Origin of the sequence: Pseudomonas izuensis, from assembly GCF_009861505.1 — a bacterium.
GTDB classification, from domain to species: Bacteria; Pseudomonadota; Gammaproteobacteria; order Pseudomonadales; family Pseudomonadaceae; genus Aquipseudomonas; species Aquipseudomonas izuensis.
On record NZ_WTFT01000014.1, the window covers coordinates 105,951 to 117,874 of the forward strand.

Sequence of the window (11,924 nt, forward strand, 5' to 3'; positions counted from 1 at the left end):
TTCCAAGTGACCCGCTGTAAAAGCGGAACCCTAGGTGGCCGTGGCCGCAGGAATGGATATGTATGCGGTCAACAACATTCAGGTCGGCTGTCAGGCCGCCTCGCTTTGGCTTTACGCGGTGTTCGCACCCTCGTGAGGCCGAGTGGAGGTTCTCTGTAGGAGCGAGCCTGCTCGCGATGGACTCAAGAGCACCGCGATTAGCCAGTAAGCACGCGTTATCGTTGACGACCATCGCGAGCAAGCTCGCTCCTACAGGCAATTGCAAATCAACGCGGAGCTTTACCCGCCACCGAGTAGAGCACCTGCTGGTTCCGGGTTTTCATGAACTCGTCCAGGCTCTGCCCACGCATCGCCGCGTAGACCTGCAAGTTGGGAATCCCCAGTACCGCCGCGAGTTTTTCCAGTACGAAGAAGATTGCCCCGTACTGGATCAACCCGCGCCAGTCACGACGTCGCAGCAGTTCGCACTCCTCTTCACTCAACCCGCCTTGCGCAAACAGCGCTTCCGGGGCATCGAGAAAACGTTGACGCCACTGCGGCTCGATCATGCGATGCAGGAACTTGTTCAGGCGATAGCCCTTGGCACTACGCTCCAGGGTGAACGGATAGGTCCCTTCCAGTTTCTCAATGCCGGCCAACTGATGCTGCATATGCTGCAAGTGCCGCGCGTTCACATCCGCCGGCACTGGCCGATCCTGGTTCTCCAGCAACAGCGTGGCGATGCCGGTCATGGACGGCAGGTAGTAGTCCTGATGCAGGTTTTTCACCGTGGCCGACAAAGCGCCGCGCATGATCAGCCAGGTGATCACCTCCGAGCCTTCCATGCCGCCGAGGGTGGCGTACTCGGCATGGGTCATTTCGGTCAGGCGTACCGGGTCGTTGACCAGCAGATCAACGAACTGCTCGTCCCACTGCGGGTTATTGAAACCGCAGCGCTCACCATGCACCTGATGGGACACGCCACCGGTGGCGACAATCGCCACCTTGAGGTCTTCGGGATAGCTTTCAATGGCCCGGCGCAAGGCCTGGCCCAGCTTGTAGCAGCGCAAGGCGCTGGGGATCGGGAACTGCAACACGCCAACCTGCAGCGGCACGATTTCCACCGGCCACTCTGGATCGCAAGGCAACAGCGCCGACATGGGCGAGAAGAAGCCGTGGTCCAGCGGCTTGTCGCGAAAAAAGCTCATGTCGAACTCATCGGCCATCAGGCTTTGGCCAATGTGCCGCGACAGCGCCGCATGTCCACCGACCGCAGGCAGCAAACGCGGGTTACCGCCCTCGTCCGCCACCTCGTAACGCTCATCGACCCCGAGGGAGAACGCACCATAGTGGTCGAAGAAAAACGACGTCACGTGGTCGTTGAAGATGTAGAACAACACATCCGGTTGCTGCTCCTTCAGCCAGACTTTAATCGGCTCGAAGCCTTCGAAAATCGGCGCCCAGGCCGCTTCATTCTGTTTGTCGTGATCGACGGCAAAGCCGATGGTGGGAGTGTGGGATACCGCGAGGCCACCGATGATGCGTGCCATGATGAGTTCCTGTGTTCTAGAAAATTATTGCGCCGCCAGGGTCTGGCTGACCCGGCGCCGTGCATGACCGTTAGCCAGGATCGTCAGGGCGGCGATGAAGGCCGGCACGCTCAACAGGGCGAACAGTAACGGCAAGCCCAACCCGAGACTGAGCACCGCACCCCCGATGAGAGAACCAAAGATGGCCCCGAAACGACCGATGCCCAGCATCCAGCTCACGCCTGTGGCGCGAAAGTCGGTCGGGTAGTAACCGGGAGCAAACGCGTTGAGTCCGGTCTGTGCACCGCTCATGCAGAAACCCGCGGCCATCACGCCGACCGCCAGCAGGCTCGACTCCAGACTGAACGCCCCCAGCAGCAGAATAGAGATGCCGCCCAATGCATAGGCAGTGGCAATGACACCGTTCGGGTTACGCCGGTCCATGATCCAGCCGACCACGATCGCCCCGACCGTACCGCCGATCTGAAACAGGCCGGTGATGGTCGCCGCCCGTTCAATGGACAGGCCGCCCTCACGCAACAGGGTCGGCATCCAGCCCATGGTCAGGTAGATCACCAGCAGGCCCATGAAATAGGTCAACCAGAGCGCCAGCGTGCCGGTCCGATAGCGTTCGGTGAACAGCATGCGCACCGGTGCCTTGTGCTGGGCCTGGGGTTCGGCGAGGGTGAAGTGTGTGGTGGCCGGAAATTGGCCACCGAGCTTGTTCAGCACCTTGGCGATCTGCGCGGCAGGCGCATTGCGAGCCGCCAGGAAGCGTGCGGACTCCGGCAACAGTAACCAGAGAAAAGGCAGCAACACCAGCGGCAGGATGCCGCCGACCAGCAACACCGACTGCCAGCCGTGCAGGGGAATCAACCAGGCAGCGAACAAGCCGCCCAGCCCCGAGCCCATGTTGAAACCGGTGAACATGAGGGTAATGAACAGCGAACGGTTGCGCTCTGGCAGGTATTCGGCCAGCAGCGTGGTGGTGTTCGGCATCGCGGCGCCCAGGGCCACGCCGGTCAACAGCCGCAAGGCCGCGAGCTCATAGGGATTGCGGGCGAACGCACACGCCAGGCTGAGTACGCTGAATCCGCTCACGGCAAACAGCAGCACCTTCTTGCGTCCCAAGCGGTCGGCGTAAGGGCCGGCCGTCAAGGCACCGATGGCGAGCCCGACCATGCCCGCGCTCATGACCGGGCCGAAGGCGGCCTTGGAGAGGCCCCAATCCTGAATCAGCGAAGGCGCGATAAAGCCCATGACCGCCACATCGAGCCCATCGAATAAAACAATGAAGAAACACAAGCCCATGATGAGCCACTGATACCTGGCAACCGGACGGTTATCGATCCACGCCTTGATGTCGACCGTTTCGTGACTCATGTTTTCACCTTCTTATTGTTGTCGAGAGGCCGAACGGCTTGGGGATGGGTACGGGCCAGTGGCCACCAGATAGCCGAACGATGAGCGTGACTTTAAAGCCGCAAGTGACTGCGCCGCCTCTGGGAAATCCTTAATCGGGTATCTGTTTTGTTTATCGGACAGGTGCCCATAACTAAAATCGATACCTGCTTAAAGACTTCACAAACGACGCTGTGCAAGCGCTTGCCTTAAGGTCGGCACTACTGCCTCGAAGGGGGTGGCGGTGATGGACTCCCTGTCGCCGCACCGACTGATAAAAACAAGGGTTTGAACATGGCCACGTGTCTCGATGACAGCGGTTTTTCCCGCCGCTCGCTGCTCCAGAAAACCTCCGTGGTGCTCACAGCCGGCACCGCGCTCGGCCTGCCGATCCTGAGCCAGGCCACCTCACGCAATAACAAGCAGAGCGCAGATAACGAAAGCACCGATCAATCATCAGGCACGGCCATGGATTCCCAACTGCTCAGTCTGCTGTCGCAACCGAAGATCGATTGCCACCATCACGTGATCGACCCGGCCCAATTCCCCTACCCCGCCGACGCTACCTACCAACCGGCAGGGCCTGAGATCGGCCCGGCGGCGTATTACGAACAGGTCATGCAGGCCTATGGCATTCGCCACTCAGTGATCGTGCAGCCAACCTCTGCCTACGGCTATGACAACCGTTGCCTGCTGGACACCCTGGCTCGCCACAAGGGCCGGCATAAAGGTGTGGTGGTGGTGCCCAACGACGTCTCCAGCGAGACGCTCGCGCAGTACAAGGCCCAGGGTGTCGTCGGCGTGGCGCTCAATGCTGCGCTGCTGGGCCCCGAGCGTTTTCTGAACATCGACACCCTGATGGGGCGCCTGGCCGAGCTGGACCTGTATGCCCAGGTCCAGGTGAAGGACGATCAACTGCTGGCGCTGTTGCCCTTGCTTGAGCGCACGCGTCCCCGTGTGCTGATCGACCACTCCGGCCGCCCCGATGTCAGTGCGGGCTTGCAACAGCCGGCTTTCCAGGCACTGCTGTCCCTGGCGAGCAACGGACGCACCTTCGTCAAACTCTCCGGGCTGTCGCAATACTCCAGGCAGAGTTTCCCCTATGCCGATGCCCAGCCCTACCAACGGGCACTGCTGCAGGCGTTCACGGCCGAAAACTGCATGTGGGGCACGGACTGGCCGTTCCTGCGCGCGCGTCAAAGCATGGCGTTGGGCACCGTTCTGACCAACTTCGGCGAGATGTTCCCGAATGCCAGTGACCGCCAGCAGATACTTTGGGAAACCCCAAAACGCCTGTTCGGCTTTACCGCCTGACTCAAACAGTCACGGCTGACTCGAATGGGTAAGGTTCAGCCAAATGCAGTCATTCGCAGGCGCCCGGGAAACCTCGGGCGATTCATTTTTATCTGCTGGCGCAGCAGAAATTGACAGGGAGTCTAATATTGAAATGCCATAGATCGGTCCATCCCCTATTGGCGTAACGATTTCGAGGGACCGTTGGCGTGCAGGCGGCGCCAACACCGGACCGGTGCTGGCTCAACGGATTTGAAATGGGAGGGAACCATGAGCAATCTCATCGCCACCGACGAATCACCTGAAGCCGTTCGCCTCGTGGTCAAGGTTTACGCCTATTTGCTGCTCGCAGGATTTGCGTTGGTTCCGGCCTATCTGATTGGCTACTTGTACCTCTTTCAGGACCCTACGCTGCTATTCGAAAATCACCTGTTCCATATCATTGCGATCACCGCAGCGACCCTGGAAGGCTTGTTTGTGACGTACGTAACCTGGCGCTGCTACCAGTCATCGGGAGACCCGCTGCTGCGCTGGATGACCCTGGGGTTTCTCGGTTTTGTAATCATCTACGCGTTGCATGGTGCGTTCACCGGGCAAGCACACAGCAATATCTGGCTCTTCCTGCTGTATGGACCGGCCTCTCGACTGGTCATGTCGATTCTGCTGCTAGTCGGAATGCTGTCGTACCACCGCCCCCCTGATACCGAGGAGCAACGAACGAAGGCCCGCCCGTGGTTGACCTGGATAGGACTGTTCCTGCTGGTTAATGTGGCCGTGGCGTACGTCGCGAATTCGTCGATCGCCGGCAATCCCTTGGTGCGCCTCTCGATGGAAGGTGGTGCCCTGGTTCTATCCGCGTTGACCGTGGCAATACTCTTGCTGCGCCGTATCCGTTCGCCGCTGATGATGATTTTTGTCGTCTCGGTCTCTGCATTCGCACTGTCATCCCTTGCCTTCATCCTTGCACGTCCGTGGAACCATATGTGGTGGCTCGCGCATGCGATCTTCGCCGGTGGATTCTTCATGTTGAGCTATGGGGTGGTGCAAGCATTCCTTACCACCCGGTCGTTCTCAAAGATTTACAGCCAGGAAGAGTTGATGGTGCGCCTTGCCGAAGCGATGGCCTATACCGAGAGCGCCCTGCAGGAGCTGCAGCGCACCAATCAGGAACTCGGGCACCTGGCGGCGACCGATCCACTGACAGGCGCCGATAATCGGCGTCGATTCATGGAGCGGGTCGAAGTCGAAATCGGCCGGACCAAACGCGGCATTGCGCCGTTCTCCGTGCTGGCACTTGATCTGGACAATTTCAAGTCCATCAACGATCGCTTCGGGCATCAGGTCGGCGATGACATCCTCAAGAGTTTCGTGGAGAAATGCCTCGATTCGATCCGGCCGTATGACGGTGTCGCCCGGGTGGGCGGGGAAGAATTCATGATACTGCTGCCGCAGACTTCACTTGAAGGCGCGCACGTCATCGCCGAGCGCCTGCGAAGCAGCGTTGCAAACAGTTCTTTTCATGGCTTGCAGCGGTCTACCGTGGTCACCGTGAGTATCGGCGTGTCGCAATCTGGCCGCGACGGCGACACCATCGAGGCCATTCTGCGGGCAGCCGATCAACGCCTGTATCACGCCAAACACGAAGGCCGTAACCGTGTGGTCACGACCTTCAAGACCAGCCTGCAACCGCTGCCCTGACCTTCCTCTGCAAGTCGCTGACAGGTTCACTGTCAGCGTTAACCCATTTGTTCGATGACACCGCGGGCCTTCAGGTCCGACAGGTGTTCATCGTCCAGTCCCAACCGACGCTTGAGGACTTCATCGGTGTGTTCACCGAGCATCGGTGCCGGGCGCAGGTATTCCACCGGCGTGCCAGACAATTTGATCGGGCTGCCCACCGTGACGAAGTCCGCCTTCAACGGATGGGGAATGTTCACCAGCATGTCGCGGGCCCTCACTTGCGGCTCGTCCAGCGCCTGGGCAATGCTGTTGATCGCCCCCACCGGCACACCCTGCGGATGAATGCGTTGCACCCATTCATCGGCGCTGGCGCCGAGGAAATGCCGCGAGAGAATCTCGATGATTGCCTCCCGATGGGTCACCCGGTCCGCATTACGCGCAAAGCGCGGGTCCGAAGGAAGGTGCGCCAGGCCAATGGCCTCGCACAACGCGACAAACTGGGAATCGTTGCCGCAGGCGATGATGAAATCCCGATCACGGGCACGGAACACCTGATACGGCACGATGTTGGCGTGGGCGTTACCGTAGCGGCCGGGAGGCTTGCCGCTGGCCAGGTAGTTCTGGCTCTGGTTACAGAGCGTGGCGACCTGCACGTCCAGCAATGCCATGTCGATGTGCTGGCCCAGGCCGGTCTTCTCGCGGCTGAGCAACGCCGCCTGAATGGCGACCGTCGAGTAAAGCCCCGTCATCAGGTCGGAAAACGCCACGCCCACTTTCTGCGGACCTCCACCGGGCAGGTCATCACGCTCGCCCGTGATGCTCATCAGCCCGCCGATGCCCTGGATGATGAAGTCGTACCCCGGCTCAGCGGCCCTCGGCCCCGTCTGCCCGAAGCCCGTCACCGAGCAATACACCAGTCGCGGGTTGAGCCGGGACAAGGTTGCATAATCCAGCCCGTACCTGGCCAGCGAACCGGCCTTGTAGTTTTCGATCAGCACATCGCAATCAGTGGCCAGCGCCCGCACCAACGCCTGGCCCTCTGGGTCGGCCAGGTTCAGTGCCACCGAGAATTTGCCGCGGTTGGTCGACTGGTAATAAGAGGCTTCCTGGGTCACCTCATCGTTCTGGCCCTTCATCCACGGTGGCCCCCAGCCACGGGTATCGTCACCCGCTACCGGCCGTTCAATCTTGATTACTTCGGCCCCCAGGTCGGCCAGCGTCTGGCCACACCAGGGACCGGCCAGCACACGGCTCAAGTCAAGCACGCGGTATCCAGTCAGAGCACCCATTTCATATCACCTTTGCTTGCGCGCACTCACGCGCGCTCGATAACCATTGCCAGCCCCGGGCCGACACCGATACACGGGCTGACCATCAGGTCAGCGTCGGTTCAACGTGGCGCAGCGACAGGCCGAGGGTCGCGCGTCGGCGCAGCCAGGGGCCCGGTCGATAACGTGGATCTGCAGTCAATTGGGTCATGCGTTCCAGGATGGTCAGCAGGCGTCTGGCGCCGACGCTGTCGCCCCAGGCCAACGGCCCCTGCGGATAACCAAGACCGCGCCGCACACCCTCATCGAGGTCTTCGACACTGGCGATGCGTTGTTGAACGATGTCGCCGGCCAGGTTGACGATCATGGCCAGCATGCGTTGGGCGACGAAGCCGACGCTGTCGCTGATGACACTGACACCCACGCCATCGCGAGCCAGCAATGCGTGCGCGGCGTTGCGCATGTCGACACGGGTGGCCGGGGTCGGCATCAGTGTGCGGTAGCGAGCGATGTCGAGCAGCGGATCGATGCACACCGTGCGCGCAGGATCGGTGGCGAAGAAGACAGCGGCACTGGTGGCGTCCAGGCCATAGGGCGCCAGCAGGCAGAGTGCTTCACTGGACGGCGTGGCACCCTGCTCCACCTTCGCGCCCAACTGCTCCAGCAAAGTCGTCAGGTTGGCGTGATCGACCTCGTTCTCGGTCCCGAGCCACACCGGCGGCAGCACCTCCACGACCGGCACCGCCTGCGGCTGGGGCGCATCCACCTTTTGGCCATTGGCGTACCGGTAAAAGCCACGCCCGGCCTTGCGACCGACGAAGCCGGCCTCCAGCATCTGCCGGGTCAGCGCCGCCGGGCGATAGCGTGGCTCCTGATAGTACTGGTTATAGATCGACTCGATCACCGGGTGCGAGACGTCCAGCGCCGTCAGGTCGAACAGCTCGAACGGCCCCATGCGAAAACCCAGCCCCTCGCGCAGGATACGGTCGATTTCCGCGGGCTCGGCGATGCCTTCCTTGAGCATTTGCAGGGCTTCGGTGCTGTAGGCGCGCCCCGCATGGTTGATGATGAAACCGGGGGTGTCACTGGCCCGGATACCCCGGTGGCCCATGCGCGCCGCCAACGCCTGCAAGCGATCGCCCACCCGTGGATCACTGGCGAGGCCATCGATGACTTCCACCACTTTCATCAGCGGCACCGGGTTGAAGAAATGGAACCCCGCGACACGTTCGGGGCGCCGGCATTCCCGGGCGATGCTGGTCACGGACAAAGACGAGGTATTGGTTGCCAGGATGCAATCATCGGCGACGACCGCTTCGAGCTGTGCGAGCAACGCCTGCTTTGCATCCAGGCGCTCGATGATGGCTTCGACCACCAGGTCGACGTCCTTGAGCTCCGTCAGCGAGGTCGCGACCTGCACACGGTCGAGGGTGGCCAGTGCATCGCCGCCCTGGACCTTGCCCTTGCTGACCAGGGTGTCCAGCGTCTGCTTCAGGTTATCGCGAGCGGTGCGGGCAGCGCCTTCGCGATTATCGAACAGCAGGACCTGGATACCCGCCTGGGCTGCAATCTGGGCAATGCCGGTGCCCATGACGCCAGCGCCCACCACCGCCATTCGGTTGATTTCACGGCTCATGTATCACTCCCCCGAATAGATGGCTTTGCGTTTTTCCAAAAAGGCACTGGCGCCCTCTTTCTGGTCCCTGGAGTCGAACAGCAACTGAAACGCCTTGCGCTCCAGCGCCAGGGCGCTGTCCAGCGGCAGGTCGGCGCCGAGCAACATCACTTCCTTGATCTGGGCCACTGCCAGGGGCGGCAGCGCCGCTATTTCCGCTGCCAGCTCAAGGGCCCGCGGCAGTGTCCGCTCGTCACTCACCACCTCGCTGACCATGCCCATGGCGAGCGCTTCGGGGGCCGTGACCAGACAACCGGTCAGTGCGATACGCATCGCCTGAAACTTGCCGACGGCGCGGATCAGGCGCTGGGTGCCACCCGCCCCCGGCATCAGGCCAAGCTTGACCTCCGGCTGGCCAAAACGCGCCGATTGCCCTGCCACGATGATGTCGCAGTGCATGGCCAGTTCGCAGCCGCCCCCAAGCGCAAAACCATTCACCGCGGCAATCACGGGTTTAGGGCAGCGGGAAATGGCCTCCCACAGGTATTCCGTGTGGCGGCGATACATCCCGATTGGGCTGGCCCCGGCGAATTCGCGCACGTCGGCCCCGGCGACAAAGTACTGCTCACCGCCGGTGAGGACGATCGCCCGTACCCGGTCGTTGCCGGCCAGGGCGCGAAAGGTTTCAGCAAGTTGTTCGCGCACGGCGACGCTGAGCGCGTTCTTGACCTCGGGCCGTTCGATCCGGACGACCGCGACGGCGTCATCGCGGATTTGCAGGGCCACTACTGATTGATGCGGGGAGCTCATAATCACCTCGTGCTTTGTTTCGCTAGACGAAACTGAATACCGTAATTACAAACAATCATAGATACGCCTGCAATTTCATGTAAACAAGAAAGCTGATAAATCTTTTAATATCCTTTAAATACAATGTGTTGAATGACTTTTATAATTCGTTTGGTTTTTTTCAAAGCAGCGAATACAATTTCGCTAGACGAAACTGAATTTTATTTTCTTGCGTTTTTCGAAAGCGGGGTTTTACCATGGATCGCAACAAGGCAGATCAGCGAGCAACGGACAAGGCAAAAGGATCGGATGAAATCGACTTGCTGAAGAAGGGCATGCTCGATCCCGCCAGTGCGTTGAACGAAGACGAAAGCAGTGGCCAGTTCGTGACGGCATTGGCCCGGGGGCTGGAGCTGATGAGGTGCTTCACGCCGCGCGAAAACGTGCTCGGCAACCAGGACCTGGCGCGTATGACGGGACTGCCCAAACCGACCGTGACGCGCCTGACCAACACGCTGATGCGGTTGGGCTGCCTCAAGCGTGAAGTGCATTCAGGCAAGTACCAGCTGGATGTCGGTGTACTCGGTTTTGGCTACGCCATGTTGTCGAACCTGGCGATTCGCACGGTGGCCCATCCCTTGATGGAGGAGCTGGCCAATCACGCTCAGGCCGCCGTTGCCATGGCCGCCCGCGATCGTCTGCAGATGGTCTACCTGGATGTGGTCCAGGGCCAGGGCAACATGACCATGCGCCGGCAGATCGGCAGTTATTTGCCACTGGCACAGAGTTCGGTGGGTCGGGCGTGCCTGGCAGCGATGCCGGAAACCGAGCGGGAGTTTCTGCTCGATCACATTCGCCAGCGGGAAGCAGAGCAATGGCCAGCCATCCGCAAGGGTCTGGACAGGACATTCAGGGATTTCGCCGACTACGGCTTCTGCCTGTCGATCGGTGAGTGGCACCGCGACGTCAACTCCGTTGCCGTGCCGTTGCTGCACCCGCAGTACGGGTTGCTGACCTTCAACTGCGGTGGGCCGAGCTTCCAGCTGTCCCGTGAAAAGCTCGTGGACGATATCGGGCCTCGCCTGATCAACATGGTCAACAACATTGGCGCCGCTGCTCGCTGAAAGCACGGAGTAACGGCGCCCTTAAACAACCGGCTCGCTTGCGAGCCTCGAGGAGCGCACATGATCCGTGATACCGAAACCCTGCAGATTCTGCTGGATTCCCTTCGCCAGTTCGTCAGCGAAGTGCTGATTCCCCGCGAAAACGAAGTGGCTGAAACCGACGCGATCCCACAGGACATCGTCGAGCAGATGCGGGAACTGGGCCTGTTCGGCCTGACACTCCCGGAAGAGTTCGGTGGCTTGGGCGTGACCATGGAAGAAGAGGTGAACATCGCCTTCGAGCTGGGTCGCACCTCTCCGGCGTTTCGCTCCTACATCGGCACCAACAACGGGATCGGCTCCATCGGTATCCTCCTGGACGGCACTGAAGAACAGAAGCGTCATTACTTGCCGATGCTGGCCAGCGGCGAACTGCTGAGTTCCTTTTGCCTGACCGAGCCGGATGCCGGCTCGGATGCCGCCTCGCTCAAGACCACGGCGGTGCGTGACGGCGACAGCTACATTCTCAACGGCACCAAACGCTTCATCACCAATGCCCCCCACGCCGGCATCTACACCGTGATGGCGCGGACCAATCCCGGGATCAAAGGCGCCGGCGGCATCAGCGCGTTTATTGTCGAGCGCGGAACACCCGGCGTGTCATTGGGCAAGCCCGACCACAAAATGGGTCACAAAGGGGCGCACACCTGCGATGTGATCTTTGAAAACGCGCGGGTACCGGCCAGCCAACTGATCGGCGGCATCGAAGGCGTAGGCTTCAAGACCGCCATGAAAGTACTCGACAAGGGGCGCCTGCATATCGCGGCCCTGAGCGTCGGTGCCGCCGAGCGGATGCTCGACGATGCCTTGCGCTATGCACTGGAACGCAAACAGTTCGGCACCCCTATCGCCGAGTTCCAACTGATCCAGGCCATGCTCGCCGACAGCAAGGCCGAGATCTATGCCGCTCGCTGCATGGTGCTCGATGCCGCGCGCAAGCGTGACGACGGCCATAACGTCAGCACCGAAGCCTCCTGCGCCAAGATGTTCTCCACGGAAATGTGCGGACGCGTCGCCGACCGTTGCGTACAGATTCATGGCGGTGCCGGCTATGTCAGCGAATATGCCATCGAGCGTTTCTACCGCGACGTTCGCCTGTTCCGGATTTATGAAGGCACCACCCAGATCCAGCAGTTGGTCATCGCCCGGAACATGATCCGCGACGCCCAGCGCTGAGGCTCGGCTTTTCAGATCCCGGTTCGAGTTC

General features: G+C 60.8%; 9 protein-coding genes. 4 read left to right on the top strand and 5 right to left on the bottom strand.

Annotated features, from left to right (window positions below):
- Positions 1–266: 266 nt before the first annotated feature.
- Together GPL81_RS14775 and GPL81_RS14780 are read right to left on the bottom strand one after the other, a co-directional pair.
- Complete coding sequence (locus GPL81_RS14775) at positions 267–1,529, bottom strand: gallate dioxygenase (RefSeq protein WP_160107345.1); 1,263 nt, start codon at positions 1,527–1,529, stop codon at positions 267–269.
- A gap of 24 nt (positions 1,530–1,553) precedes the next feature.
- Positions 1,554–2,891 carry an MFS transporter gene (locus GPL81_RS14780; RefSeq protein WP_160107346.1) on the bottom strand — a complete coding sequence of 446 codons (1,338 nt, stop codon included), beginning with the start codon at positions 2,889–2,891 and terminating at the stop codon, positions 1,554–1,556.
- Between the two features lie 312 nt (positions 2,892–3,203).
- Here GPL81_RS14780 and GPL81_RS14785 point away from each other — a divergent pair, with 312 nt between their 5' ends.
- On the top strand, positions 3,204–4,223 hold the full coding sequence (locus GPL81_RS14785; RefSeq protein ID WP_178122597.1) for an amidohydrolase family protein: 1,020 nt from the start codon (positions 3,204–3,206) through the stop codon (positions 4,221–4,223).
- Positions 4,224–4,472: 249 nt separating this feature from the next.
- On the top strand, positions 4,473–5,900 hold the full coding sequence (locus GPL81_RS14790) for a diguanylate cyclase (RefSeq protein ID WP_160107347.1): 1,428 nt from the start codon (positions 4,473–4,475) through the stop codon (positions 5,898–5,900).
- A 38-nt stretch (positions 5,901–5,938) separates the two neighbouring features.
- On the opposite strand, the gene GPL81_RS14795 is transcribed toward GPL81_RS14790, so the two are convergent.
- The 3 genes from GPL81_RS14795 to GPL81_RS14805 all read right to left on the bottom strand — a co-directional run bounded on the left by GPL81_RS14795 (position 5,939) and on the right by GPL81_RS14805 (position 9,575).
- Complete coding sequence (locus GPL81_RS14795; RefSeq protein ID WP_160107348.1) at positions 5,939–7,171, bottom strand: CaiB/BaiF CoA transferase family protein; 1,233 nt, start codon at positions 7,169–7,171, stop codon at positions 5,939–5,941.
- 85 nt (positions 7,172–7,256) lie between these two features.
- On the bottom strand, positions 7,257–8,786 hold the full coding sequence (locus GPL81_RS14800; RefSeq protein ID WP_160107349.1) for a 3-hydroxyacyl-CoA dehydrogenase: 1,530 nt from the start codon (positions 8,784–8,786) through the stop codon (positions 7,257–7,259).
- A 3-nt stretch (positions 8,787–8,789) separates the two neighbouring features.
- Positions 8,790–9,575, bottom strand: a complete 786-nt coding sequence (locus GPL81_RS14805; protein ID WP_160107350.1) for an enoyl-CoA hydratase — start codon at positions 9,573–9,575, stop codon at positions 8,790–8,792.
- Positions 9,576–9,811: 236 nt separating this feature from the next.
- Here GPL81_RS14805 and GPL81_RS14810 point away from each other — a divergent pair, with 236 nt between their 5' ends.
- Together GPL81_RS14810 and GPL81_RS14815 are read left to right on the top strand one after the other, a co-directional pair.
- Positions 9,812–10,678 carry an IclR family transcriptional regulator gene (locus tag GPL81_RS14810; protein ID WP_160107351.1) on the top strand — a complete coding sequence of 289 codons (867 nt, stop codon included), beginning with the start codon at positions 9,812–9,814 and terminating at the stop codon, positions 10,676–10,678.
- Positions 10,679–10,738: 60 nt separating this feature from the next.
- A complete protein-coding gene (locus GPL81_RS14815) occupies positions 10,739–11,893 on the top strand; it encodes an acyl-CoA dehydrogenase family protein (protein ID WP_160107352.1) in 1,155 nt (384 codons plus the stop codon).
- Positions 11,894–11,924: the final 31 nt, after the last annotated feature.